Source organism: Ensifer sp. SL37 (assembly GCF_026672675.1).
In the GTDB taxonomy this organism is placed as follows: domain Bacteria; phylum Pseudomonadota; class Alphaproteobacteria; order Rhizobiales; family Rhizobiaceae; genus Ensifer; species Ensifer adhaerens.
Window position 1 is genome coordinate 1,172,761 of the sequence record NZ_JAPPRN010000007.1, and the last position, 26,289, is coordinate 1,199,049.

General features: G+C 63.6%; 25 protein-coding genes. 14 read left to right on the plus strand and 11 right to left on the minus strand.

Annotation, left to right across the window (positions count from 1 at the left end; translation table 11 throughout):
- The first annotated feature begins 3 nt into the window (after positions 1-3).
- Genes OVA00_RS37720 through OVA00_RS37730 form a run of 3 tightly spaced genes read left to right on the plus strand, consistent with a single transcriptional unit; the run spans position 4 to position 2,400 of the window.
- Complete coding sequence (locus OVA00_RS37720) at positions 4-975, plus strand: branched-chain amino acid ABC transporter permease (protein WP_034796282.1); 972 nt, start codon at positions 4-6, stop codon at positions 973-975.
- Positions 968-1,717, plus strand: a complete 750-nt coding sequence (locus tag OVA00_RS37725; protein ID WP_134887117.1) for an ABC transporter ATP-binding protein — start codon at positions 968-970, stop codon at positions 1,715-1,717. The genes OVA00_RS37720 and OVA00_RS37725 overlap by 8 nt, the downstream gene beginning before the upstream one ends.
- Positions 1,714-2,400: an ABC transporter ATP-binding protein gene (locus tag OVA00_RS37730; RefSeq protein ID WP_060643852.1), complete on the plus strand. Its 687-nt coding sequence runs from the start codon at positions 1,714-1,716 to the stop codon at positions 2,398-2,400. The genes OVA00_RS37725 and OVA00_RS37730 overlap by 4 nt, the downstream gene beginning before the upstream one ends.
- A gap of 8 nt (positions 2,401-2,408) precedes the next feature.
- On the opposite strand, the gene OVA00_RS37735 is transcribed toward OVA00_RS37730, so the two are convergent.
- The 5 genes from OVA00_RS37735 to OVA00_RS37755 form a co-directional block, all read right to left on the minus strand.
- Positions 2,409-3,377 (minus strand): threonine ammonia-lyase, encoded by a 969-nt coding sequence (locus OVA00_RS37735; protein WP_060643853.1) that lies wholly within the window; start codon positions 3,375-3,377, stop codon positions 2,409-2,411.
- A gap of 141 nt (positions 3,378-3,518) precedes the next feature.
- A complete protein-coding gene (gene kynU, locus OVA00_RS37740) occupies positions 3,519-4,766 on the minus strand; it encodes a kynureninase (protein WP_060643891.1) in 1,248 nt (415 codons plus the stop codon).
- 15 nt (positions 4,767-4,781) lie between these two features.
- Positions 4,782-5,705, minus strand: coding sequence for an ABC transporter permease (locus OVA00_RS37745; protein ID WP_113080520.1), 924 nt, complete (start codon positions 5,703-5,705; stop codon positions 4,782-4,784).
- A 5-nt stretch (positions 5,706-5,710) separates the two neighbouring features.
- A complete protein-coding gene (locus tag OVA00_RS37750) occupies positions 5,711-6,490 on the minus strand; it encodes an ABC transporter ATP-binding protein (protein ID WP_034796269.1) in 780 nt (259 codons plus the stop codon).
- A gap of 66 nt (positions 6,491-6,556) precedes the next feature.
- The gene (locus OVA00_RS37755) at positions 6,557-7,546 is read right to left on the minus strand and encodes an ABC transporter substrate-binding protein (RefSeq protein ID WP_034796266.1); all 990 of its coding nucleotides are present in this window, start codon (positions 7,544-7,546) and stop codon (positions 6,557-6,559) included.
- 161 nt (positions 7,547-7,707) lie between these two features.
- Between OVA00_RS37755 and OVA00_RS37760 the strand changes: the two genes are divergently transcribed.
- The 11 genes from OVA00_RS37760 (at position 7,708) to pcaF (ending at position 19,679) form a co-directional block, all read left to right on the plus strand.
- Entirely contained in the window at positions 7,708-8,481 is a 774-nt protein-coding gene (locus tag OVA00_RS37760; protein ID WP_060518015.1) for a GntR family transcriptional regulator, read from the plus strand.
- 103 nt (positions 8,482-8,584) lie between these two features.
- Positions 8,585-9,106 (plus strand): MarR family winged helix-turn-helix transcriptional regulator, encoded by a 522-nt coding sequence (locus tag OVA00_RS37765; protein ID WP_034796343.1) that lies wholly within the window; start codon positions 8,585-8,587, stop codon positions 9,104-9,106.
- Positions 9,107-9,337: 231 nt separating this feature from the next.
- The gene (locus OVA00_RS37770; protein ID WP_060518017.1) at positions 9,338-11,659 is read left to right on the plus strand and encodes a bifunctional salicylyl-CoA 5-hydroxylase/oxidoreductase; all 2,322 of its coding nucleotides are present in this window, start codon (positions 9,338-9,340) and stop codon (positions 11,657-11,659) included.
- Positions 11,656-12,429, plus strand: coding sequence for an SDR family NAD(P)-dependent oxidoreductase (locus tag OVA00_RS37775; RefSeq protein ID WP_034796262.1), 774 nt, complete (start codon positions 11,656-11,658; stop codon positions 12,427-12,429). The genes OVA00_RS37770 and OVA00_RS37775 overlap by 4 nt, the downstream gene beginning before the upstream one ends.
- Positions 12,430-12,431: 2 nt before the next feature.
- A complete protein-coding gene (locus OVA00_RS37780; protein ID WP_268090948.1) occupies positions 12,432-13,274 on the plus strand; it encodes an enoyl-CoA hydratase family protein in 843 nt (280 codons plus the stop codon).
- A gap of 2 nt (positions 13,275-13,276) precedes the next feature.
- Positions 13,277-14,473: an acyl-CoA dehydrogenase family protein gene (locus OVA00_RS37785; RefSeq protein WP_034796257.1), complete on the plus strand. Its 1,197-nt coding sequence runs from the start codon at positions 13,277-13,279 to the stop codon at positions 14,471-14,473.
- Positions 14,474-14,488: 15 nt separating this feature from the next.
- Positions 14,489-15,676 carry an acyl-CoA dehydrogenase gene (locus OVA00_RS37790; RefSeq protein ID WP_268090949.1) on the plus strand — a complete coding sequence of 396 codons (1,188 nt, stop codon included), beginning with the start codon at positions 14,489-14,491 and terminating at the stop codon, positions 15,674-15,676.
- Between the two features lie 11 nt (positions 15,677-15,687).
- A complete protein-coding gene (locus OVA00_RS37795) occupies positions 15,688-16,116 on the plus strand; it encodes an acyl-CoA thioesterase (RefSeq protein ID WP_060518023.1) in 429 nt (142 codons plus the stop codon).
- Positions 16,094-16,489 (plus strand): RidA family protein, encoded by a 396-nt coding sequence (locus tag OVA00_RS37800; RefSeq protein WP_034796252.1) that lies wholly within the window; start codon positions 16,094-16,096, stop codon positions 16,487-16,489. The genes OVA00_RS37795 and OVA00_RS37800 overlap by 23 nt, the downstream gene beginning before the upstream one ends.
- Before the next feature lie 11 nt (positions 16,490-16,500).
- Positions 16,501-18,471 carry a 3-hydroxyacyl-CoA dehydrogenase NAD-binding domain-containing protein gene (locus tag OVA00_RS37805; protein ID WP_268090950.1) on the plus strand — a complete coding sequence of 657 codons (1,971 nt, stop codon included), beginning with the start codon at positions 16,501-16,503 and terminating at the stop codon, positions 18,469-18,471.
- Between the two features lie 5 nt (positions 18,472-18,476).
- The gene (gene pcaF / locus OVA00_RS37810) at positions 18,477-19,679 is read left to right on the plus strand and encodes a 3-oxoadipyl-CoA thiolase (RefSeq protein ID WP_268090951.1); all 1,203 of its coding nucleotides are present in this window, start codon (positions 18,477-18,479) and stop codon (positions 19,677-19,679) included.
- 113 nt (positions 19,680-19,792) lie between these two features.
- Here the strand turns inward: pcaF and OVA00_RS37815 are convergent, their stop codons facing one another.
- The 6 genes from OVA00_RS37815 to OVA00_RS37840 all read right to left on the minus strand — a co-directional run bounded on the left by OVA00_RS37815 (position 19,793) and on the right by OVA00_RS37840 (position 26,218).
- The gene (locus OVA00_RS37815) at positions 19,793-20,917 is read right to left on the minus strand and encodes a substrate-binding domain-containing protein (RefSeq protein WP_060580779.1); all 1,125 of its coding nucleotides are present in this window, start codon (positions 20,915-20,917) and stop codon (positions 19,793-19,795) included.
- Between the two features lie 92 nt (positions 20,918-21,009).
- Positions 21,010-22,011, minus strand: coding sequence for an ABC transporter permease (locus tag OVA00_RS37820; RefSeq protein WP_060603467.1), 1,002 nt, complete (start codon positions 22,009-22,011; stop codon positions 21,010-21,012).
- Positions 22,008-22,988 (minus strand): ABC transporter permease, encoded by a 981-nt coding sequence (locus tag OVA00_RS37825; RefSeq protein WP_090298716.1) that lies wholly within the window; start codon positions 22,986-22,988, stop codon positions 22,008-22,010. The genes OVA00_RS37820 and OVA00_RS37825 overlap by 4 nt, the downstream gene beginning before the upstream one ends.
- The gene (locus tag OVA00_RS37830) at positions 22,985-24,499 is read right to left on the minus strand and encodes a sugar ABC transporter ATP-binding protein (RefSeq protein WP_268090953.1); all 1,515 of its coding nucleotides are present in this window, start codon (positions 24,497-24,499) and stop codon (positions 22,985-22,987) included. Before OVA00_RS37830 ends, OVA00_RS37825 begins: the two co-directional genes overlap by 4 nt.
- Positions 24,496-25,344: a sugar phosphate isomerase/epimerase family protein gene (locus OVA00_RS37835; RefSeq protein ID WP_060518036.1), complete on the minus strand. Its 849-nt coding sequence runs from the start codon at positions 25,342-25,344 to the stop codon at positions 24,496-24,498. Before OVA00_RS37835 ends, OVA00_RS37830 begins: the two co-directional genes overlap by 4 nt.
- Before the next feature lie 7 nt (positions 25,345-25,351).
- Positions 25,352-26,218, minus strand: coding sequence for a sugar phosphate isomerase/epimerase family protein (locus OVA00_RS37840; RefSeq protein ID WP_162250972.1), 867 nt, complete (start codon positions 26,216-26,218; stop codon positions 25,352-25,354).
- Positions 26,219-26,289 lie beyond the last annotated feature (71 nt).

Consider the following 26,289-nt stretch of genomic DNA (forward strand, 5'->3'; position numbering starts at 1 on the left):
AAGATGACCCGCGAAACCACAATCAACCTGCTGCTCGCCCTGCTGCTTCTCGGTGCGCCGATACTGGCTGCAAGCTTGGGCGAACCCTTCTACGTGACGCTCGCAACCCGCATCGTCGTGCTGGCGCTTGCCGCCGTCGGCCTCAACATGGCGCTCGGGCTTGGTGGGCTGCTCTCTTTCGGGCATGCGGCCTTTTTCGGCCTCGGCGGTTATGTCGCCGGCATCCTCGCCACGCACGCCTTCAATGCCGAGCCGCTCTTTGCCGGCATTCCGGCGACGACGTCCATGCCGCTGATCTGGGTCGTCGCCGTCGCAGTCGCCGGGCTCATCGCGTTGCCGATCGGTGCGATCAGCCTGCGCACCTCAGGCGTCTATTTCATCATGATCACGCTCGCCTTCGCGCAGATGATCTACTACTTCGCGATCTCCTGGCCGGCCTATGGCGGCGAGGACGGCCTGTCGCTGTCGATGCGCAACGCCTTTCCTGGCGTCAACACGGCCAAGCCCCTGCCCTATTTCCTGATCTGCTACGCGGCACTGATGGCGGCGCTGCTTCTGTTTCGCGTGGTCGAGGGGTCACGCTTCGGCAGCGCCCTGCAGGCGGCGAGACAGAACGGTACCCGCCTTGCCGCAGTCGGCATCGCACCTTTCAACATCCGCCTCGTCGCCTTCGCCGTCTCGGCGATGATCACCGGGTTTGCCGGCGCGCTCTATGCCGACCTCAATCGCTTCGTCGGTCCCTCTATGCTCTCCTGGCACATGTCGGGTGAACTGATCGTGCTGATCATCCTCGGCGGCAAAGGCCGACTGTTCGGCCCGGTTGCCGGCGCGATGATCTTCGTCTTCTTCGAATATGTGCTCGGCGGCATCACCGAGCGCTGGCAGTTCTTCCTCGGCCTCATCCTGCTCGGCATCGTGCTGTTTGCCCGCGGCGGTCTGCTGGGTCTCCTCTCCGGAAAGCCGCGCCATGTCTGAGCCCGTTCTCGAAACCCGCGACCTCAGAAAATCCTTCGGCGCCCTCAAGGCGACTGATGGCGTCAGCCTCGAGCTTCACCCGGGGCAGATCCATGCGCTGATTGGCCCGAACGGCGCCGGCAAGAGCACGCTGATCCACCAGATCGCCGGATCGCTCAAGGCCGACAGCGGCACGATCCGTTTTCTCGGCCAGGATATCGGCGGCCTCGATATGGCCGCCCGCGCAAGGCTCGGCCTTGCCCGTAGCTTCCAGATCTCCTCGCTGGCGCAGGAATTCTCGGCTCTTCGCAACGTCATGCTGGCGGTGCAGGCGCGCCACGGCAGCAGCTTCCACTTCTTTCGCCAGGTCAGCAACGACAAGGAACTGACCGAACCGGCGATGGCGATGCTGGAGCGCGTCGATCTTGCTGCGCGTGCCCACGTGCCGGCGGCCGAACTCTCGCACGGCGAACGCCGGCAACTCGAAATCGCCATCGCGCTGGCGCTGTCGCCGAAAGTCTTTCTGTTCGACGAGCCCATGGCCGGCATGGGACCGGAGGGCTCCAAGCGGCTGACTTCGTTCCTTGATGGGCTGCGTCACGAAGCGCCAATGCTCTTGGTGGAGCACGACATGGATGCGGTCTTTGCGCTGGCGGATCGCATCTCCGTGCTGGTCTACGGCCGCATCATCGCGTCAGGCACAGTCGATGAAATCCGCAGCGATCCGGATGTGCGCCGGGCCTATCTGGGAGAAGCCGCGTGAGCCTGCTCGAACTCAAAGGTCTCGAAACCTTCTACGGCGCATCCCAAGCGCTCTTCGGCGTCAACCTCGATGTGCGCGAGGGCGAGGTCGTCGCGCTCATGGGCCGCAACGGCATGGGCAAGACGACGACGATCAACTCAATCCTCGGGCTCGTGCGCCCGCGTTCAGGCGCCATCTCCTTTGCCGGCAAGACCATCTCCGGCCTGCGCCCGCACCGGATTGCAAGGCTCGGCCTCGGTCTCGTTCCTGAAGGACGGCGCTGCTTTCCCAATCTCACCGTCATGGAGAACCTCGTCGCCACGGCTCGCGGCAAGGAATGGACCTTCGAGAAAGTGACCGCGCTCTTCCCTCGCCTCGGCGAGCGGCGCGATCAGTATGCCAACACGCTTTCGGGCGGGGAGCAGCAGATGCTTGCGATCGGCCGGGCCTTGATGACCAATCCCAGCCTGCTCATTCTCGACGAGGCAACGGAAGGGCTGGCGCCGGTCATTCGCCAGGATATCTGGTCGGCGATCCGCACTCTGAAGGCGGCAGGGCAGTCGATCCTCGTCGTCGACAAGACGCTTTCGGAACTCCTGCCCGTTGCCGACCGCTGCTTCGTCCTGGAAAAGGGCGCGACCGTGTTCGAGGGAGCGCCGCTTGCGCTGACGCCAGAACTCCAGGATCGCTATCTCGGCGTTTGATCGGTCGCTCAGGCCGAGGGAATGCCACCGCCGAGCACTGTGGAATAGGCAGCCGCGTCGATGTTTCCGCCCGAGACCACGCAGACGATGTTTCCCTTGAGATCCGGTCGCGCGATTGCGGCGGCAAGCGAGGCAGCACCCGCGCCTTCGGCAACGATCTTCGCCTTCTTGAAGAGAATCCGCATCGCTTCGGTCACCTGCCCCGGGCTGACCGCAATCGCCCCATCGATCAGGTCACCGACCACCGGCCAGATCTGAGGCACCAGCGACGGCGCGCCGATGCTCTTGATAAAGGAGGGGCGGGTTTCGATCGTCACGATTTGGCCAGCGACCAGGGCCGCCGAAACAGGGGCGGCGCTGTCATCTTCAACCGCAAAGACACGGCAGCGGTCGGAAGCGGCCTTGATAGCGCTGGCCACCCCGGTGGTCATGCTGCCGCCGCCATACGGGGTAAGCACGACGTCGACATCGGGCAGATCCTCGATGATCTCCACACCGATGGAGCCGTTCCCGGCCAGCACCGCCTGATCGGTCACCGGATTGATCAGCAGTTCCGGCGCATCCGGATGATCGGCGCCAGTGATGTAGTCCCACCAGGTCTCGGCACTGACGAACCGTACTTCTCCGCCGAGCGCACGCACACCGTCGATCTTGGTCTGGGGTGCGCCGCGATACATGTAGGCAACCATCGGCACACCGATGAGGCGTGCCGCCCAGGCCATGCCATAGGCCATATTGCCGGAACTGGTGACTGCGACGCCGCTTTCGAGTTCGGCCGGATCGCGCGACAACACAGCGTTCAAGGCGGGACGGAGCTTGAACGCGCCAATTGGCGACAGCGTCTCCAGTTTCAGGAATATCTGACGGTCCGGAAACCCAAGATCGAGCCTGACCAGCGGTGTGCGCGCGAAATGCGGCGCGATGCGTTTACGAGCATCGGCGATTTCCTCCGGGGTCGGGCGGTGTGGCGCGATCATTGCTTAAATCCCCCGTTAGCCGTCCTCTCGCCTCCAGGCACAATGGCTCTGAACGAATCCGCTGCGGGGCGGCAACCTCGGTATGTGCCTGAACAAGAGGCAACGGGCGAAATACCGCCCGCTGCTCTTTGGTGCCATCAATCAGGTTACGGCCGCACGGACCGCGAAGCGCGCATCCTGCCATGCACCGGTGCTGAGGATGTCCTCCAGGATTTCGACCGCCTGCCAGACGTCGGCGTAGCTCACATAGAGCGGCGTGAAGCCGAAGCGCATCGTCGTCGGCGCGCGGAAATCACCGATAACGCCACGGGCAATCAGCGCCTGCATGATTTCGTAAGCGTGCGGGTGTTTGAACGACACCTGGCTTCCGCGCTTGGTTCCGTCGCGCGGGCTTTCGAGCGCCAGACCGTGGGCACCGCATTTCGCCTCAACGAGCGCGATGAAGAGATCCGTGAGCTGGATGCTCTTTTCGCGCAGCGCTTTCATGTCGACCTCGTCCCAGACGTCGAGCGCGCCCTTTAGCGCCCGCAGCGACAGGATCGGCTGTGTTCCGCAAAGGAAACGGCGGATGCCCTCACCGGCAGCATAGTGCTTCTCGAAGGCGAAGGGACGGGCGTGTCCCCACCAGCCGGTGAGCGGCTGGCGGATATCGCCGTGGTGACGGGTGGCTGCATAGATGAAGGCGGGGGCTCCGGGGCCACCGTTCAGGTACTTGTAGGTGCAGCCGACCGCGAAATCGACATTGGCGCCGTCAAGATCGACTGGCAACGCGCCGGCCGTATGGCAGAGGTCCCAGATGACCAGTGCGCCATGTTCGTGCGCCTTGCGGGTCAGGGCCGCCATATCGCGCAGCTCGCCGGACTTGTAGTTGACGTGGTTGACCAGAACGACGGCGACGCTGCCATCGATCAGATCCTCGATCTCGGGCGCATCGACCCCTTCGAGCCTGAGCGAGGCGCCCGGACGCGTCGAGACCACGCCTTCGGCCATGTAGAGATCGGTCGGGAAACTGCCGCCTTCGCTGACGATCACCGACCGATCGGGCCGCAAGGCCATGGCCGCATGGAGGGCTTTGTAGATGTTGATCGACGTGGTGTCGCAGACGACGGTTTGGCCGGCGGCCGCCCCGATCAGCCGCCCGACCCGGTCGCCGAGCGTCAGCGGCATCTCGAACCAGCCGGCCGTATTCCAGCTGCGGATGAGGTCCTGCCCCCATTCTTCGGTCGCGGCCTTGCGAAGCTCGTCGAAGGCGGCGGTCGAGGCAACGCCGAGCGAGTTGCCGTCGAGATAGATGAGACCCGGCGGCAGGATGAAACGCTCGCGCATCGGGCTGAGCACATCCGCCACATCCATGGCCTTTATCGCGGCAAGATCAGGAACTGCATTCATGAAGGTGGTCCTCATTTATTCGCGAACGGTTTCGCGGGCGGGCGCAGGGCCGCGGCTTCGCTTGAGGCTCGGAAGAGCCAGCATGGCCAGAACGAAGAGGCCGGTCGCAAGTTTCAGGTCCGGCGGTGGCATGCCGGCGGCCAGGCAGAAGGAGACGAGCTGGTAGTAGACGATCGCACCTACGAACGGCGCAGCGAGCTGGCGCGCCACGCTCTGCTTGCCGACGATCGCCTCGCCGATCATCAGCGCCGCAAGGCCGTTGATCAGGATGCCGAGGCCCATGTTGACGTCAGCAAAGCCCTGTGACTGCACCATCAGCGCGCCGCCTGCCGACGAAAACGCACCCGCAAGCCCGACGCCACCGATCGTCGCCATCCAGACATTGATCCCTTGAGCTTCAGCCATATCGGGATTGGCGCCGACGGCGCGAACGGCCGTGCCTTTTTCCGTGCGGAAGAAGTGGTAGAGCAGGACGAAGACGATGAGTGCGATCAGGCCCGCGACGACGATCTTGCTTGCGGGGAAGCCCGGCTGCAGCCCCGGCGCCCAGTCGAACACCGTTGGCGCACCGAAGACCGAGAGGTTCGAGCGCCCCATGATCCTGAGGTTGATCGAATAAAGCATCGTCATCATCAGGATGCCGGCGAGCAGCGTGTGGATCCGGAACCGCAGATGGATGAAGGCCGTGCAGCAGCCGGCAACGAATCCGGCGAGAAGTGCGATGGCGATCGCGGCGAGCGGCGACATGCCCGCCGCCATCAGCACGCCGCAGACGCAGCCGCCGAGCGGAAACGCACCCTCGCTGGTCAGATCCGGGAAGCTCAACATGCGGAACGGGATCATGATCCCGAGCACGACGAAGGCGAGGATCAGGCTCTGCGCGAGCGTGACGGGAACGAGCGAGACGAAGCTCGCGAAGGTATTTTGAAGAATATCCATGATCGTCAGCTCGCCAGGAACATGCGGTCGGTTTTGACGGAGAAGTGGCCGATCAGATCCGGCACGGTCGTCTGCGCCTTTTCCTTGCCGTCGATTTCGAGACGGACGCGCCCGGCGTCGAGCATGATGACCTTGTGACCGAAATCCACCGCGTGCTGCATGTTGTGCGTCACCATCAGCGTTGTCAGCTTCAGGGCTTCGACCGCGCGGATCGTCGCCTGCATGACGATATCGGCGGTGCGCGGATCAAGCGCTGCGGTGTGTTCGTCGAGCAGCAGCAGTTCCGGCTCGCCGCCGACCGCCATGATCAAGGACAGCGATTGCCGCTGGCCGCCGGAAAGCAGCTCCACCCGTGTGTCGAGGCGGTTTTCAAGGCCGAGCCCGAGCAGCGACAGGCGTTCCCTGTAGGTGGCGAGCCGCGTCGCGTTCAGGCCGCGCCGCAGGGTGCGTTTGTTGCTGCGCAATTCGGCAAGCAGCATGTTTTCGGCCACCGTCATAGAGGCAGCGGTGCCGCGCATCGGGTCCTGGAACACGCGGGCAAGCCGCATCGCGCGCTTGTGTACGGGCGTTGCGGTCACGTCGTCGCCATTGATGACGATCTGGCCGCTATCGAGCACCAATGCACCCGAAATGGCGTTGAGCATGCTGCTCTTGCCGGCGCCGTTGGAACCGATGACGACGCCAAATTCGCCCGTGGCAAGGCTGAGATTGAGGCCGTCGAGCGCGACTTTTTCGTCCGCCTGCCCCTTGTAGAAAACTTTGCGGGCCGATCTGATTTCCAGCATTGGCTCCCCCTTAACTTATGAGATGACGGCGCTCGGGGCGCCGTCACTGAAGAGACAAGACGGAGATCAATCGACCACGCAGTTGCATTCGGTCGCGAGCGCTGCCGGCACTTCGATGCCGAAGGCAGCGGCAGCCTTCTTCGAGATCAGCGGCGCGTGATCCTCATAGGCCGGGCGCGACGGCGCGATCGTCTTCGGGTCTGCACCTTTGAGGATCTGAGCAGCGATCTTGCCGGCATTGACGCCGACCTGCTCATAGTTGACCGCAAAGCTTGCCGGTACGACGCCGTCACGCACTGCACCGTCGTCGGAGTTTACGATCGGGATCTGCGCCTGGCGCGCGGCTGCCGACACAGCACCGATCGCCGGCTGCAGCAGGTTCGATGCGGGCGTATAGATCACGTCGGCCTTGCCGGCGAAGGAGGCGATGCGCTGCTGGATGTCGTTGACATTGTCGACGCCGACCTCCACGACCTCGAAGCCTGCGTCAGGCGCTGCTTCCTTGATCTTGTCGAGCAGGGCCTGGTCGTTCGCCTCACCCGGATTATAGGGCACGCCAAAGCGCTTCGCGTTCGGCAGCAGCTTGTGGGTGAAGGCCATGACGGCGGCCACGTCCTGAAGGTCGGTCGCACCGGTCATGCCGTCGTCACCGGCCTCCCAAGACGGAACGAGCTTGGCGGCCACCGGATCGGTAACGGCGGAGAAGACGACCGGAATGCCGGAGCCGGCGAGCGCCTTCTTGGCGATCTGCGAGACGGGCGTGGTGATCGTGTAGACCAGTTTCGGCTGTTCGGCCTGCAGCTTGGCGATCATCTGCGGCACCAGCGAGGCGTCGAAATTGGTGTGGCTCTCGGTGTAGACGACGTCCTTGCCTTCGACGAAGCCGTTTTCGGCCAGCGCCTTCTTGAAGCCGGCGATCGATGCGTTCAATTGCGGATGCTCGCCAAAATTGGCGATGCCGATGCGGATCGGATCAGCGGCCGCTGCTCCCAGTCCCCATGCCATTGCACCGGCGACAACCAATCCCGAAAGCCACGTGCTCTTAAGCCTGCTCATACATCCCTCCCAGAATTTGACGAGCGTTACCGCCCTCCTCGGCGGCTTGCGCGGATCATGGAACCGCTCCGGCCTCTTGTCAAATTAATATATATATTTTCACATGAGGCGCAGAACTATATATATTTGTATCGACCCGGTGTGGGCGCTAAGGGAACCTGATGCAAGACCACGAACAGTCGACCAAAACGGAATCGGCATACCGGTTGCTGCGCCGCGACATTCTCGCAACGCGGCTGAAGCCGGGCGCGCCGATGAAGCTGAGCACGCTGCGCGAAAGCTACGGGATCGGCTGGACGCCGCTACGCGAGGCTCTGTCGCGGCTGGAGGCGGAAGGGCTGGTGACCGCCATCAGTAATCGCGGCTTTGCTGTTGCTCCGGTGTCACGCGAGGAACTCGACGACCTCACCCGCGCCCGCCTTGCCGTCGAAATGCCGCTGCTCATCGAGTCGATCGAGAACGGCGACAGCGCCTGGGAATCCGCCGTCGTCACGGCACACTACCGGCTGTCGCGCTGCAAGGTTTCCGTCGAGCGCTTCTCCGAGAGCGAAGTCGACGAGTGGGACGAGAAGCATGCCGGGTTTCATACGGCCTTGATCAGCGCTGCGCGGTCGCGCTGGCTCACGCGCTTTCAGGCGACGATCTCCGACCAGCTTCGCCGTCACCACCGCTTCCTAAGTCTGGCGCCGACGATTAGGGCCGCCGCCGGTATGAGCGCAGGCTACGAGGAGGCCGTTTCGGCGCTTGAGGACGCGATGGCGATCGAGCACCATACCGAGCTGATGGAGGCAGCACTCGATCGCGATATCGAGCGTGCCCGCACCCTGATGGCCGAGCACATCGGCTTTACCGTCAACGTCTATGTCCAGTCCGAGGATGGCGGTCGCGCGTCGCCGCTGCTCGCCCAGTCGGTACCTGGGCTTGCGTCCAAATGACGGCCCGTGACAACCTGTCCAAGACCTGCTTACCTCTCTAAAAGCAGAAAAACGAAAGAGCCGCTGATTTGCGGCCAAGGGTTGGAAGCGGACGTTGGGAATGATGGGTGAAGACAAGTTCGACACCTCGCCGGAATGGGTCGATGGCGAGACCAAGGCGCTCGAGGCTCCGGGCGATCACCGTGCAGAGCTCCGGCTATGGCTGCGTCTCTTGACCTGTTCGACACTTGTCGAAAGCGAAATCCGTCGGCGGTTGCGGGAAGAATTCGATTCGACCTTGCCGCGTTTCGACCTGATGGCCCAGCTCGAGCGTGCGCCTGACGGCATGGTGCTTGGCGAAGTCTCCAAGCGCATGATGGTCTCCCCCGGCAACATCACGGTGCTGGTGGAACGGCTGACCGAGAGCGGCCACATCAGCCGCACGACGCTTCCGACCGACCGGCGTGTGCAGATCATCGCGCTTACCCCCTTCGGCCGCGCCGAATTCGAGAAGATGGCAGCAAGCCATGCCGACTGGATCTCGGATCTGTTTGCCGGCCTTCCGGCCAAGGAAGGCGGCGTGCTGATGGATGAGCTTGCCACACTCAAGCGGTCGATCATCGCCTCGCTCGCGCGAAATTCCTGAGTTCACGGCGCTTCTGCCTACAACTGCCTTACTTTCTGCCGCACCGGCCCCGAAGCGATGCGACGCCGCTCGGCGGCGCTGCGAGCGCCCGGCGTCGGCTTCCCATCTGCCCAAAACAATTTTAAGCTTGAAATTTCTCCTGAACGAGTCCACCCTGCTTGCAACAGTCCAGCATGGCCACTTGTGCCAGCTCGACGGTGACGCGCAGCCGGAACTCGGGAGGAGAACGACATGCGGATCGTCTGTATCGGTGGCGGGCCTGCCGGCCTTTATTTTGCGCTGCTGATGAAGCGGCAGCATCCGGAGCATCACGTCACCGTCGTCGAACGGAACCGCCCCTTTGACACATTCGGCTGGGGCGTCGTCTTTTCGGACGCGACCATGCAGTCGATGCGGCAATGGGACCCGGAGACCGCCGAGGCGATCGAGGTTTCCTTCAACCATTGGGACGACATCGAGCTGGTCTTCAAGGGCCGCAAGATCCGCACGACCGGCCACGGCTTCGTTGGCATCGGCCGCAAGAAGATGCTCAACATCCTCCAGGAACGCTGCCTCGAACTCGGCGTCGAACTGCTGTTCGAGCAGGACGTGGAAAGCGACGAGCAGTTCGCCGACGCCGATCTGATCATCGCCTCCGACGGCGTCAACTCAAGGATCCGCAACAAATACGCCGACATCTTCAAGCCGGACATGGTGATCCGGCCGAACCGCTATGTCTGGCTCGGCACGGACAAGAAGTTCGACGCCTTCACCTTCGACTTCCAGCGCACCGAGCATGGCTGGTTCCAGGCGCATATCTACCGCTTCGACGAGAACACCTCGACCTTCATCGTTGAGACCACCGACGACGTCTTCCGCGCCCATGGCCTCGACCAGATGGACCAGGACCAGTCGATCGCGTTCTGCGAAAAGCTCTTTGAAGGCACGCTCGACGGCCACAAGCTGATGACCAATGCGCGGCACTTGCGCGGCTCCGCCTGGCTGAACTTCGGCCGGCTGATCTGCGAAAAATGGAGCCATTTCAACGGCCACAGCCATGTCGTGTTGATGGGCGACAGTGCCCACACGGCCCATTTCGCCATCGGCTCGGGCACCAAGCTTGCGATCGATGACGCGATCGAGCTCACCCGCCAGTTCGATATTCTGGGCCACGACAAGGCAAACATTCCCGCCGTGCTGTCGGCTTACGAAGAGGTGCGCCGCGTCGATGTCGCCCGCATCCAGAATGCGGCCCGCAATGCGATGGAATGGTTCGAAGTGGTCGGCACGCGCTATGCCGACACGCTGGAGCCCGAACAGTTCATGTATTCGATGCTGACCCGCTCGCAGCGCATCAGCCACGAGAACCTTCGCCTGCGCGACAAGGACTGGCTCGAAGGCTTCGAGCGCTGGTTTGCCGAACGCGCCGGTGTGGCGCCGGCGGCGAACGGGGCGGTTCCGCCGCCGATGTTTACGCCGTTCAAGCTCCGCGGCCTGACGCTGAAGAACCGCATCGTGGTTTCGCCGATGGCGATGTATTCGGCAGCCGACGGCGTGCCGAACGATTTTCATCTCGTTCATCTCGGCGCGCGCGCCATGGGCGGTGCGGCGCTCGTCTTCCCGGAAATGACCTGTGTGTCGGCCGATGCCCGCATCACGCCCGGATGTCTGGGGCTCTGGAGCGACGAGCAGGCCCAGGCCTTCAAGCGCATCGTCGACTTCGTACACCAGCAGACCCCCGCCAAGATCGGCATCCAGCTCGGCCATGCCGGCCGCAAGGGCGCGACAAAGGTCGCCTGGGAGGGGATCGATCAGCCCTTGGCCGAAGGCGGCTGGCCACTCATTTCCGCGTCCGCCCTGCCCTACCTCAAGCATTCGGACATGCCGCGCGAAATGACGCGGGAGGATATGGACCGGGTCGTCACCGATTTCGTGCGGGCCACCGAACGGGCCCGTGACCTCGGTTTCGATATCCTCGAACTGCACGTCGCGCACGGCTACCTGCTGTCGAGCTTCCTGTCGCCGCTTACCAATCTGCGCACCGACGACTATGGCGGCGATCACGCTGCCCGCGCCCGCTTCCCGCTCGAAGTGTTCCACGCAGTGCGTAAAGTCTGGCCCGAGGACCGGCCGATGTCGGTTCGCCTCTCAACCCATGACTGGCACGAGGGCGGCAACACGCCCGAGGACGCGGCAATTTTCGCCCGCCTGTTCAAGGAGGCGGGCGCCGACATGATCGACTGCTCGTCCGGCCAGGTGGTGAAAGAAGAAAAACCGGTCTATGGTCGCCTGTTCCAGACGCCATTTTCCGATAAGATCCGCAACGAGATCCAGGTTCCGACCATTGCGGTCGGGGCGATTTCCGAGGCCGACCACGCCAATTCGATCATCGCAGCCGGTCGAGCCGATCTCTGCGCGATTGCCCGCCCGCATCTGGCCGATCCGTCCTTCGTGATGCACGAGGCGGCAAAGATTGGCTATGACGGCGAGCCCTGGCCGAAACAGTACCATTCGGCTCGGGCCCAGTACGTGAACAACCTGGCGCGCGCCGCAACGACGGCAGGCAAGCCATGACAAGGCACGCCCTCGTCACAGGCGCCGGCAGCGGTATCGGCAAGGCGATTGCCCTTAGGCTCGCCGCCGACGGCCACATCGTCAGCCTCGCCGGTCGGCGCGCAGCACCGCTTGAAGCGGTACGGGGCGACATCCTTGCTGCCGGCGGACAGGCCTTTGTCCGTGACGGCTTCGATGTGACCAACCCGCAGGCCGTCGAGCAAGGTATCACGGCTGCGATCGCTGAAGCCGGAGAGATTGCCGTTCTCGTCAACTGCGCCGGCGAAGCGCCCTCGGCGCCGTTCGAAAAGACCGACTTCGCGCTTTGGCAGCGGGTGCTTTCCATCAACCTCACCGGCGTCTATCTGGTGACGCAGGCAGCGCTTGCCTCCGTGCGGCGGGCCGGCAACGGCCGGATCGTCAACGTTGCGAGCACCGCGGGCCTGACCGGCTATGCTTATGTTTCGGCCTATTGCGCGTCGAAGCACGGCGTCATCGGCCTGACGAGGGCACTGGCGCTTGAGCTTGCGCGCACCGACGTCACCGTCAATGCCGTCTGCCCCGGCTTCACCGACACGCCGCTGATCGACGGCGCGCTCGATACGATCAGCGAAAAGACCGGCCGTTCGCGCGAGGAAGCGCGCGCCAGCCTTGCTCGCTCCAACCCGCAGGGACGCCTGGTGACGCCGGAAGAAGTCGCCCACACGGTCTCCTGGCTCGTCTCGGAAAAGGCGACGGCAATCACTGGTCAGGCGATCGCTGTCGCCGGCGGCGAAGTTCTTGGAGGATAGAGATGACAAACCCGATGCAGGCCAAGAAGCGCGCCTTCAAAGACCACAAGGCCAAGCACTTCCTGTTCGAAACGGATGCTGACGGACGCGTCGCCACGATCACCCTCAACCGTCCGGAAAAGAAGAACCCGCTGACCTTCGAAAGCTACGAGGAACTTTGCGATCTTTTCCGCTCGCTTGCCCGCGCCAGCGACGTGCGCGCGGTCGTGCTGGCCGGCGCCGGTGACAACTTTTCATCCGGTGGCGACGTGTTCGAGATCATCGAGCCGCTGACGCGTATGGCGATGCCCGATCTGCTGGATTTTACCCGCATGACCGGCGAACTGGTGCGCCAGATCCGCGCCTGCCCGCAGCCGGTCATAGCAGCCGTCGACGGCATCTGCGCCGGCGCCGGTGCCATTTTGGCCATGGCCTCGGACTTCCGTGTGGCAACGCCCGAGGCGAAGACGGCCTTTCTCTTTACCCGCGTCGGGCTGGCCGGCGCCGACATGGGCGCCTGCGGCATTCTTCCCCGCATCATCGGCCAGGGCCGCGCCGCCGACCTGCTCTTCACCGGCCGCGTCATGACCGCGTCGGAAGGCCACGCCTGGGGCTTCTACAATGCTCTGCATGAGCGTCCGTCGCTGCTTGCCGAAGCCCAGAAATTTGCACGCAGTATCGCCGACGGCCCCTGGTTTGCCCATGCGATGACCAAGAAGATGCTCGACCAGGAATGGGCGATGGGTATCGACCAACTGATCGAATCGGAAGCCCAGGCGCAAGCGATCTGCATGGCGACCGGCGACTTCCGCCGCGCCTTCGAGGCCTTTGCCGCCAAGGCGAAGCCTGAATTCAAGGGGAACTGAGCATGAGTTCCCATGGCACGACCTTGCGCCCACCTTCCCGCGATCATCTCGACTGGCCGTTCTACGATGACAGTCACCGTGCGCTCGCTGCGGAACTCGACGCCTTCGTGGCTCGTGGCGGCCTCGGCGAGATCGATCACGCTGATGTCGATGCCGCCTGCAAGCAGCTGGTCGCGGCACTCGGTACTGCAGGCGTGCTTCGCCATTGCGTGCCAAAGGCGTTCGGCGGTGCTAGCGACGAGATCGACAGCCGGTCGCTCTGCCTCATCCGCGAAACGCTCGCCTACACAGACGGGCTTGCCGACTTTGCCTTCGCCATGCAGGGCCTCGGGACGGGTGCGATCAGCCTGTCCGGCTCCGAGGCGTTGAAACACGCCGTCCTGTCCAAGGTCGCCCGCGGCGAATGGATCTCCGCCTTTGCGCTTTCCGAACCCGAGGCCGGCTCGGATGTCGCGGCGATGGCGTGCGCTGCGCGCCGGGATGGCGATCATTTCGTACTCGACGGTGAAAAGACCTGGATCTCGAACGGCGGCATCGCCGACGTCTATACCGTCTTTGCCCGCACAGGCGAGGCGCCGGGTACGCGCGGCATTTCCGCCTTCGTGGTCTTCGCCGATACGCCGGGCTTTACCATCCCCGAGCGCATCGAGACGATTGCGCCGCATCCGCTCGCCCGCCTTCGTTTCGACAATTGCCGCATCCCGGCGTCGCAACTTCTGGGCGCGTCTGGCGAAGGCTTCAAGATCGCCATGCGCACCCTCGACATTTTCCGCCCGTCCGTGGCAGCCGCCGCGATCGGATTTGCCCGGCGCGCGCTTGACGAGGCGGTGGCCCACGCGAAGAGCCGCAGGATGTTCGGCGCGACCCTTGGCGATCTGCCGACGGCGCAAAGCACGCTTGGCGAGATGGCGACCGCTATCGACGCGGCAGCCCTTCTGACCGGCCGCACGGCGTGGCAACGCGACGTGCAGAAACGACCAACGACGCGCGAAGCGGCGATGGCCAAGATGACCGCGACCGAGAACGCGCAATGGGTCATCGACCAGGCGCTGCAGCTCTTTGGCGGCCGCGGCGTGCGCGTCGGCGAGATCACCGAGCGGCTCTATCGCGAGATCCGCGCGCTCAGAATCTACGAGGGCGCGACCGAGGTTCAAAAGCTCATCATCGGCCGCGAGCTGATGAAGGGCACGGGACGATAACAAGGGGTGTCGAACATGCATGGTTCGAAGGCGTCATTCGACTGGCAGGACCCGTTCAACCTGGATCAGCAGTTGAGCGAAGAAGAACGCATGGTGCGCCAGACCGCTGCGCGCTATGCCGAAGACCGTCTGGCTCCGCGCGTCCAGGAGGCATTCCGCCACGAGAAAACCGATCCGTCGATCTTTGCCGAGGTGGGCGAACTCGGCCTGCTCGGTCCGATGGTGTCGGAGGAATACGGGGGCGCCGGCCTCAACTACGTTTCCTACGGCCTGATCGCCCGAGAGGTCGAACGCATCGACAGCGGCTACCGCTCGATGATGAGCGTGCAGTCTTCGCTCGTCATCGTGCCGATCTATACCTTCGGCAGTGAAGCGCAGAAGCGCAAATACCTGCCAGGACTGATTGCCGGCACCAAGATCGGCTGCTTTGGCCTGACCGAGCCAGACCACGGTTCTGATCCCGGATCGATGATCACCAAGGCCGCCAAGGTCGATGGCGGCTATCTGCTGTCCGGTTCAAAGACATGGATCTCCAATGCGCCGATCGCCGACGTGTTCGTCGTCTGGGCAAAGACATCAGATGGCGCCATCCGCGGCTTCATCCTCGAAAAGGGGTGGAAGGGTCTCAGCGCGCCGGCGATCCACGGCAAGGTGGGCTTAAGGGCATCGATCACCGGCCAGATCGTCATGGACGAGGTCTTCGTGCCGGACGAAAACATGCTGCCCGAGGTGACAGGACTGAAAGGCCCCTTCACCTGCCTCAACTCCGCGCGCTTCGGCATCGCCTGGGGCGCCCTCGGTGCAGCCGAGTCCTGCTATGACACGGCGCGGCAATACGTGATCGACCGCAAGCAGTTCGGCCGGCCGCTTGCCGCCAACCAGCTCATCCAGAAGAAGCTCGCGGACATGGCAACCGAAATCGCCCTTGGCCTGCAGGGCTGCCTTCGCCTCGGGCGCATGAAGGATGAAGGTAATCCGCCGGTCGAACTGACCTCGATCCTCAAGCGCAACTCCTGCGGCAAAGCGTTGGAAATCGCCAGAACTGCGCGCGACATGCTCGGCGGCAACGGCATTTCGGACGAATTTCCGGTGGCCCGCCACCTCGTCAATCTGGAAGTGGTCAACACCTATGAGGGTACCCACGACATCCATGCGCTGATCCTCGGCCGTGCCATCACCGGCATTGCCGCCTTTGCGAACTGAGGTCGGCATCGATGTTCAGGACCACGAGACCACTGCGGTTCGGAGACTGCGACCCCTCGGGGATCGCCTACTTCCCGTCCTATCTCAATATTCTTGTCGGGGTGACGGAGGACTTCTTCGCCTCGCTCGGCTTTCCCTGGAAAGCCATGAACGACGAGCGGCGGATCGGCGTGCCGACGGTGCGCCTCGATCTCACCTTCTCTCGACCGGGCTTCCAGGGCGACGATCTGGATTTCGCGCTGGCGGTGCGCGGCATTGGCCGCTCGTCGCTCGACATGGAGCACACGGTCTCGGCGAGAGGCACCGTGCTCTGGACAGCAAAACAGCGGGTCGTTGCCACCTCGCTCGACAATCACGCTTCTTGTGCCTGGCCGGACGATATCCGCGCCGCGCTGACACAACATCTGGAGACGACCGATGCACACCATCCTGCAACCTGAAGGCTGGGCTAAGCCCATCGGCTATGCCAACGGCGTCTCGGCCAAAGGCCGCACCGTCTTCATCGGCGGCCAAATCGGCTGGAACGCGCAGTCCGAGTTCGAGACCGACGATTTCGTCGAGCAGGTGCGCCAGACGCTGAAGAACGTGGTCGCAGTGCTTGCGGCCGGCGGCGCTGAGCCGCAGCACATCACCACCATGACCTGGTACTTCACCGACAAGCAGGAATATGTCGGCAATCTGCGCGGCATCGGTCAGGCCTATCGCGACATCATCGGCCGGCATTTCCCGGCCATGGCTGCGATGCAGGTCGTCTCGCTCGTCGAAGACCGCGCCAAGATCGAGATCCAGGCAACGGCCGTCGTCCCCGATTGAGGTTTGGCAGCATGGCCGAGATCCGATTTTCCGAAAGCGTTTCCGCCCGACTTGAAGGTGGCGTTCTCCTCGTTACCATCGACAACGCGCCCGTCAACGCGCTCTCCGCGCATGTCCGTTCCGGCCTGATGGCGGCGCTTGACCATGTTGCCGAACGGTCGACGATTGCGGGTCTCGTCATCACCGGCGCCGGCAATACCTTCATCGGCGGCGCGGATATCAGGGAGTTTGGCAAGCCGCCGGTCGACCCGCTGCTTCCCGAAGTGATCGAGCGCATCGAGACCTTCGACAAGCCGGTTGCCGCAGCCGTCAACGGCCCCGCCCTTGGCGGCGGCTGCGAGGTGGCGCTTGCCTGCCACGGCCGGATTGCCGGCGAGAAGGTGTCGTTCGGCCTGCCCGAGGTAAAGCTCGGGCTTGTCCCGGGTGCTGGCGGGACGCAGCGCTTGCCACGCCTGATCGGCACGGTCATGGCGATCGATCTCATCGGAACCGGTCGTGCCGTGAAGGCCGCCGAAGCTGTGGCGCTTGGGCTTGCCGACAGCATTGCCGGCGATCCTGTCGCTGTCGCTCTGGCTTTCGTTCAAGAGCAAGCTGGCAAGCCGCTCCGTCGGACCGGCATGATCGCCGTCCCGCCTGCGCACGCCAAAGCCGTCGGCGCGGTGGAAGCGAAGGTTCTGGCAAAGGCCCGCGGCCAGGCTGCCCCCGCCGAGGCAATCCGCCTCGTTAAGGCAGCCGGTGAACTCGACCTGAAGCAAGGACTGGCTGAGGAACGCGCGACTTTCCTGCGCCTGCGGGATTCGGTCGAGTCAGCGGCCCTCAGGCATGTGTTTTTTGCGGAGCGCGCCGCCGGCAAGGTCGAAGGGCTCGACAAGGTTTCGCCTCGGCCGATCGCGATCGTCGGTGTCGTCGGCACCGGGCTGATGGGGTCCGGCATCGCGGTCTCCGCCTTGACCTCCGGCTACCGCGTGGTCGCCTTGGAGCAGACGGAAGAAGCCGCAGCCGGCGGACGGGCACGCATTGTCGAGACGCTCGGCAAGACCGTGCGGGCTGGACGATTGACTGCTGACGGACGCGACGAATGCCTCGCGCGGCTGCAGACCACCGCAGAAGCCGTTGAGCTCGCGAAAGCTGACCTCGTCATCGAAGCGGTGTTCGACGACCTCCAGGTCAAGACGGAGTTGTTTCAGAAGCTTGACGACATAGTCGCACCGGGCGCCATCCTCGCGACCAACACCAGTTATCTCGACCCCGATGCGATCGCGGCGGCGACGGTCGATCCATCACGGGTGGTGGGCCTGCATTTCTTTTCGCCCGCCAACGTGATGCGGCTCGTCGAAGTCGTTGATTGCGCCAAGACCGCGCCGGATGTCCTGGCGACGGCGCTTGCCTTCGTCAAACGCCTCGGCAAGCTGCCGGTCGTAACCGGGGTCACCGAAGGCTTCATCGGCAACCGCATTTTCTCGGCCTATCGCCGCGAGGCGGAGTTCATGCTGGAAGATGGGGCACTGCCGCAGGAGATCGACGCCGCGCTCGAGGCCTATGGCTTTCCGATGGGCATCTTCGCCGTCAACGACATGGCCGGACTGGAGATTGCCTGGGCACGACGCAAGCGACAGGCGGCAACACGCGATCCTGCCGCACGCTATGTCGAAATCGCCGACAGGCTCTGCGAGGCCGGCCGTCTCGGCCGCAAGAGTGGCCGCGGCTGGTACGCCTATCCCGATGGTGAGCGCACCGTTGATCCCGACGTCACGGCGATGATCGAAACGGCGCGGGCAGCCAAGCGCATCACGCCGCGCGCCTTTAAATCCGATGAGATCATGAACCGGCTTCTGAACGCCATGTGCGACGAAGGCAAGGCGCTGCTCGCCGAAGGCATCGCCGCGCGTCCCGGCGACATCGATCTCGTGATGATCAACGGCTACGGATTTCCCGCGCACAAGGGAGGGCCGATGTTTGCAGCCGGGCAAAGCAAAGGATAAATCTCATGGCTGAAGCCTACATCGTCGGCGGCATGCGAACCCCCATCGGCCGCTACGGCGGAGCACTCTCGAGCGCCCGCCCGGACGATCTTGCGGCCCATGTCATCCGCGAGGCGCTGGCGCGCGTAGCATCCATTCCGGCCGAAGCGATCGACGAGGTCGTACTTGGCTGCGCCAACCAGGCGGGTGAGGACAATCGCAACGTCGCCCGCATGGCCGCCTTGCTCGCCGGGCTACCGGAGACGGTCGCCGGAACGACGATCAACCGGCTGTGCGGTTCCGGTCTGGACGCGGTCGGTTATGCCGCTCGCGCGATCCGGCTGGGAGAGGCCGAAATCGTGGTCGCCGGCGGCGTCGAAAGCATGTCGCGTGCGCCCTTCGTCATGCCGAAGGCCGAAGGCCCGTTCCAGCGCAGCACCGAGATCCACGACACGACGATCGGCTGGCGCTTCATCAACACGGCCATGAAAGACCGATACGGCATCGACTCGATGCCGGAGACCGCCGAAAACGTCGCCGCGGAATTTTCCATCTCCCGCAAAGATCAGGACGCCTTTGCAGTGCGCAGCCAGGCGCGCGCGGCAGTTGCGCAAAAGAGCGGGCGTCTCGCCCGCGAGATCGCCGCCTACGCGATCAAGGGACGCAAGGGCGAGACGACCCACGTCGAACACGACGAACATCCGCGCGAGACGACGCTCGAAAAGCTTGCGAGCCTGCCGACGCCCTTCCGCGCCAATGGCACGGTAACCGCGGGCAACGCATCGGGCGTCAACGACGGCGCGGCCGCGCTCATTCTCGCCTCAGCCGGCGCGGTCGAGCGCTGCGGACTTCAGCCCTTGGCCCGCGTCGACGGCATGGCAACGGCCGGTGTTGCCCCACGCATCATGGGCATCGGACCGGTCTTTTCCACGCACAAGCTCCTGGAACGTTTTGGTCTCGGCATCGGCGACATCGATGTCGTCGAGTTGAACGAGGCCTTTGCAGCGCAGGCGCTCGCCTGCATGCGGCAACTGGGGCTTGCCGACGATGCGCCCCGTGTCAATCCGAACGGCGGCGCCATCGCGCTCGGCCATCCGCTCGGCATGTCCGGTGCACGCCTGGCGTTGACCGCCGCGTTGGAGCTCGAAGCGCAGGGTGCCAAGCGTGCGATCGCCACCATGTGCATCGGCGTCGGACAGGGCATCTCGATGCTGTTGACACGGCCGTAGCGGCTGCACGCTTCGTGCCGTCAGCCGAAGGCCGCTCAAGACAATGAGAAAGCTGGGCTTGCTACTCAGCTGATGGGACTGAGACCGAGCCGCAAGCGGCTCGGTCTTCAAGCTTATTTTCCACCCCAGGCGGCGGGATAGTCCGGCAGCTTCTCGCAGCCGCACATGGCGTGATGCAGCGGGGGCATCTTGGCGTCGACATATTGATCGAGCGTTTCTGCCGTGATCGCCGGCTGCGGCATTACCCATTCCGGACCCGGCACTGCCTCGCCCTGCAGCACCTTCACTGCCGCGATGATTGGCGTGCGCCATTGGTAGGTCGGATAGGTCGGGGCTATCGCCTTAAAGCCTTCCGACTTCCACTTGACCAGGAAGTCCTGCTGGTCCTCGCCGGTAATGATCGGGGGCGGCAGGCCCGCATCCTCGAAGGCTTCGAGGGCTGCAACTGCTGTGGCACCAGCGTCCATCCAGATCGCGTCGATTTTGCCGCGTTGCAGGTAGTCTTCGACGATCGACTTGGTCTTGGCATTGTCGCCCTCGGTGAATTCCTCGCCGATGACGTTCAGCCCTGTCTCCTTGAAAATGCGCTTGGCCGCGGACGCGCGGGTCTCGAGCACATCGACACCCGGTACGATGCGCAGCATCAGGACGTCGGCGCCCGCGGGTGCCGTCGCCGCCACGAACTCGCCTGCCTGGATACCGAAGCCGTAACCACCCACCGGATGGATGAAGGTGACCGGGCATTTGGTGTTGACGCCGCGGTCAAAGACGATCACCGGAAGCTTCGCACAAGCCTTCTCGACTGCAGGCGTCAAGGCTGCCGTCGTATTCGGCGAGACAATCAGGGCCGAACATTTGCCGCCGTTGATGAGGTCGTCGATGTCGGCGATCTGCTTGTCGTCTGACCCTTCGGCATCGACGTGAATGAGCTCCTTGATTTCCGGATGGAGCTTTACTTCGGCCTGCATGTTCGTCCAGCCGGTTACCCGCCAGGCATTGTTCACGCCGGCGTTTGAAAAGCAGATCGTGTAGGGACCTGGCTTCTTGTACTTTGCGGTGTCGGCCATCTGGTCGCCGTAGTACTGCTCCCAAGGCTCCCCGTCGGGACCATTGGCCTTGGCCGTCAGCAGCGTCCGCTGTCTGTCGAACTCGGCAGTATCGTCGAAGTTCAGCTGTTGGCTATGCGCCGTGCCGGCGACGAGCGCAGCCGAAAGTGCGGCGGTCAGCAATTTTTTCATGTCTCACTCCCATTGATCATGATTTTTCAGTTCCTCCCGATGGCCTGGAGCGGAATGCGGAAAGCGCCCGCAACCCGCTCTGACCCTCGAAATCAGGTCCCGCCGGCGCGGTTGCGCCGGTAGGTTGCAAGCACGACTGCGGCGATCAGGATCAAGCCCTGGACGACATCGCGCGTCGGCTTCGGCAGTCCGATGAAGTTGAGCAGCGTGAAGATGGCGGTCAGCGTCAGCGCGCCTGCAATCGAGGCGGGCACGGAGCCGCGGCCGCCGAGAAGCTGCGCTCCGCCGATCACGCAGGCGGTGATCGCCTGCAGCTCGTAGCCGACGCCGACATCGGTTGATACGCCCGCAAATCCACCGAGCAGGATGCCAGCCGTCACCGCGCTCAGCGACGAGGCGACAAAGGCGATGATGCGCACCCTCTCGATCGGCACACCCGACATTTGCGCCGCGCGCGGATTGTCGCCGAGCGCATGCAGCATGCGCCCGAGATTGGTGCGATGCATGAGCCAGAACAAGATGAAGCCGACGACCAACAGCACCAGCAATGCCACCGGCAGGAACTGGATCAATGGAATGCCCTGAAGGCTGGCGCGCCCGAAGAAGCGGAACGTCTCCGGCAGGTAGCCGCGCGGTGATCCGCTCGACCACATGAAGGCAGCACCATTGAGCGTGATCATCATGCCGAGCGTGGCGATCAATGACGGCACCCGCAGATAGGAAACGACCAGGCCGTTCACCACGCCGACGGCGAACCCCACCGCATACATGACCGCAATCACCCACCAGGTCGCATCGGCACTGTTGTCGAGCAGCATCGACGAGCCGACGACCGTCAGCGTGATGAGCGAGCCAGCCGAAAGGTCAAAGCCGCCGGAGACGATGACGTAGATTTGGCCGGCCGCAAGGATTGCAAGAGGAGCGGCTCGCTTCAGGAAATTCATGTAGCCCGTGGGCTCGATGAAGTTCGGGTTCGAAAACGTGATGGCGACGAGAAGGGCTGCCAGCACGAAGAAGACGGGATTGATCTTCGGCAGCCGCCCAATGCTTGCCACGCCGCGCGTCTTTGCGGAGCCGACGGTTTCCTGGATCATGCCACTATCCTCTTTGAACGGACTGCGTAAAAGGCGACGGCGGCGACGATGATGATGCCGCGCATTACCTGCTTGGCGAAGGCGTCAATGCCGGCGAGATTGAAGATGGAATCGATCAGCGAGAAAATGATCACGCCGGCAACAGTGCCCCAGATCCCACCCTTGCCGCCGGAGAGGATTGTGCCGCCGATGACGACGACGGCGATCGATTCCAGATCATAGGCGCCCTCCGTGCCGATCCAGGGCGAACCGGATTTCAGGCGGCTGGCCAAATAGAGGCCGGCGAGCGCCGCGCAAAGGCTGCAGATGATATGGCTCGCCATGACGACCCGCGTCGTGTTGATGCCGGCCGCGCGCGCCGTGTCGCGGTTGCCTCCAACCGAGTAGATGTTGGAGCCAAAGCGCGTGAAGCGCAGGACGATCCATGCGCCAAGGACCAGCAGCGCCAGAACGACCAGGCTGACCGGCAGCCCGAGCACCTCGCCATAGGCGAAATACTGGAACGCATCCGGTACCGAGCCGCCGAACCGGCCATGAAAGGAGGCAAGACAGCCCTGAATGATCAGCGCCATGCCGAGCGTCGCGATAAGCGGGTTGACATCGAGGCGGGTGATCAGGAGCCCGTTGAGGGTTCCGACCACCGTCCCCATCACGAGCACCGCAGCAACGGCCGGCACCATCATCGCCGGGTCGCCGTTCATGATCGCAGAGGACACCACGGCCGAGGCCGAGATGAGATGGGCCACCGACAGGTCGATCGAGCCGACGAGGATGGTGAAGGTCTGTCCAACGGCGGTGATGCCGAGCGCGATGGACCGGTTAAGGATGGAGACGGTCGCCTCCGGTGTCAGGAAGCGTGTCAGGCCGAGGCTGAGCGCAATCGCCGCATAGATCAGGACGGCCAGACCGAGCAGAAGCGCCGGCGCGTAGTGTTCCATGCGCCAGGCCGGACGCCGGATGAGAGTTGCCTTGTTCATGCTGCCACCGCCTCCTCGCCGGTTGCCGCCAACATCACATCGGCTTCAGAGGCCCCGCGCGAAAACGCCGCGACGAGTTCGCCGTTCCACATCACAAGGATGCGGTCGGATACGCCGAGAACCTCCGGGAGATCGGACGAGACCATCATGATGGCCGTGCCCTTGCGCGCGAGATCGCGCATCAGGTGGTAGATCCCGGCCTTGGCATTGACGTCGATGCCGCGTGTCGGCTCGATGAAGATCAACAGCCGAGGCGCCAGCGCCAGCCAGCGCGCAACGATGGCTTTCTGCTGGTTGCCGCCCGACAGCGCCTTGATGTCCTGGGCAAAGCTGCCGGCGCGCACGTCGAGTTCGCGCAGCAGCTTTTCCATCGCTTCCGCCGAAACGAAAGGCGTCGCATTGGCATTGCCGGAAAGGCCGGAGAGTGCGCGAGACGTAAGCATGCCGTTGTCGACGACCGATTGCATCAACACCAGCGCTTCGGCCTTGCGATCGCCCGGCAGCAACCCGACCCCGGCGCGGATCGCCTCGCGCGGACTGGTGAACCGCGCCGGCTTGCCGGAAAGGGTGATCTCACCCTTGGTGAAGGGAGAAAGGCCGAATATCGCCTGCGCGAGCGCGACGCGCCCTGCCCCTTGCAAGCCCGAAAAACCGACGATCTCGCCTGCGCGCAGTTCGAAGGACACATTTTTCAGCCGTTCGTTGCCGGCGCTGCGGACTGAGAGCACGACGCCGCCGATCTCCTGCGGTGCTGCCGGTTCCGCATAGAAATCGCCAAGGTCGCGGCCCACCATGGCTCGTACGATCGCCTCGGGCTCAGGCACATGGTCGAAGCGAACCGCCACCTCGCCATCCTTGAGCACGGTAACACGATCGGCCAGCCGCGTGATTTCGGGCATGCGGTGGGTGATGTAGACGATCGCCACACCGCTTTTCTTCAAGGTGTCGACGAGACCGTAGAGCACCTCGCATTCGGCCTCGTTCAGCGCTGCCGTCGGCTCGTCCATCACGATCACCTTTGCCTCTAGCGACACCGCCTTGGCGATCTCCACCAGTTGCTGGCTGGCGACGTCGAGGTCAGCGACAACGGTGCTCGGCTCGATCCGGTGCGCCGAGCCGAAGAGCGCAAGCACGCGCCGCGCTTCGTCGTTCATCGCCCTGTGGTCGATTAGACCGCGGCGCGTCGGCTCGCGGCCGAGGAAGATGTTCTGTGCGACGGTTCGCTCGGGCAGCAGGGAGAATTCCTGATAGATGACGGCAATGCCCGCGCGGATCGCCGCAAGCGGATGCGTGAAATGCCGTTCCTCACCGTTTACGACAACCGCACCTGCGTCCGGCCGATAGATGCCGGAGAGGATCTTCATCAGCGTCGACTTGCCGGCACCGTTTTCTCCCGCCAGCGCATGGACCTCACCGCAATGCGCGGAGAAGCTGACGTTTTTCAACGCCTTGACACCGGGGAAACTCTTGGCGATGCCGCGCATCTCGATAGCGGGGTGTTTCGTGTTCATGCAGCAGCCCATGTCTTGCGGATGAATGTCGCGCTCTCGGAAAAGAGCGTATCGAAGTCGGGAAACAGCGGCCGCCAGACGCGGGTCGCCGTCGCGATCGCCGGCAGCCCGGCGCCGAATGCCTCAAGCGTCAGCCAACCGTCATAGCCGATCTCCTTCAACACCGTGAACATCGCGCCAAATTCGATATGCCCCCGCCCGGGAATGCCACGATCGTTCTCGGAGACATGGAAGACCCCGATATCCTGGCCAATCAGGCGGATCGCCGCCTCCGGCCGACGCTCCTCCACATTGGCATGGAACGTGTCGTACATGATCTTGAAGGCAGGATGCGCCACGCGATCCACATAGGCACGCGCCTGCTCCATCGTGTTGAGAAAATAAGTCTCGAAGCGATTGAGCGGCTCGAGGCTCAAATGCATGCCGTTGGCCGCCGCCCGCTCCGCCAGCGCATGGTGCGCGTCTGCCCCATACTTCAACTCGTCTTCGCTGGCGCCCCTGCCGGTAAAGAAGCCGATCGGGGCATGAAACGGCCCGCCCATGCTTTCAGCACCAAGCGCTATTGCGCAATCCAGCGCCCAGTCGAGATGGGAAAGCCCGCGCGCCCGCACTTCGGCATCGCAACTGACGGGGTTTGCCTCAGGCGTCGGGACGATCGATGTGGTGGATCGGCCAAGGCCGAGCCCGTCCAGTTCGCGGCCCAGGCGTTCGTAGTGACTGACCTTGCCCGACAGAACCGGCACTTCGACGCCATCATAGCCGAGATCGCGCAACCGGCCGATATTGTCGAGATGCCTCTCCTCGACGAAATCGGTCAGGCAAAGGAGATTGATACCAAGCTTCATGACGCGCTCACTTCAGCGAAATGCCGAGATCGCGACACGTCGCGCGGATCCAGGCCAGTGACGTTTCGATCATCGGGCCGGCGGCGCCTTCGCATTCGAGGCTGAGTACGCCGTCGTAGCCGTGGTCGCGAAGCATGGCGAGACAGGTCTTGATATTCTCGGCATTGACGCCATCGCCGAGCGCACAATGGCTGACCGCGATCCCGGTCTGTCCGCCACGGGCAGCCGCTGCCAGCGACGGTGACACGTCCTTAAGATGGACATGAGACACCCTGTCGATGAACCGCGACAGAAACTGCGGCGGTTCCTGGCCGGCGATGAAGGTGTTGCCGGTGTCCATGTTCATGCGCAGCCACTTGCTGTCTGCGAAGGCGAGCATGCGCTCCATGAATTCCGGACGCGTCGTGAAATGACCATGAGGCTCGATGTTGACGACGATCTCGTGCGCTTCAGCGACTTCGACGATCTTTTCGTAGCTGCGCTTCATCAGCGCCATCGAGCCTTCTTCGGTAAGTCCGGGCGGCATGTGGAGCCCGTCGGTCGTGTCGACGCAGGGACTGCCGGCCTGCGCGGCCCAGGCAATCGACTTCAGCACATAGGGCACACCTCTGAGCGGTCCGTCCTCACCAGACAGCGGATAGGCCGCATCGACCTGGGAAAAGCGCACGCCGTAACGCTCCATCTTGCGACGCAAGAGGACCGGGTCCTCGTAGAGCGCGACATGCGGTTGATAGCCCAGTCCGTGGATCCAGCTCACGCCGTCGATCAGACCACACTCGATGAAGTGCAAATCGTTGTCGCTTGCCCATTCCAGGCATTTTTCAAACGACCAGTAGGCCGAGTTGAACGCGTCCGTGTGGAAGCCTATCCGCACCGGCAAAATCCTCCCAATTTCCCCCATGCCATTGAGTTTCAATGGCAAATCATCAGCGTCTCCAAAATGGA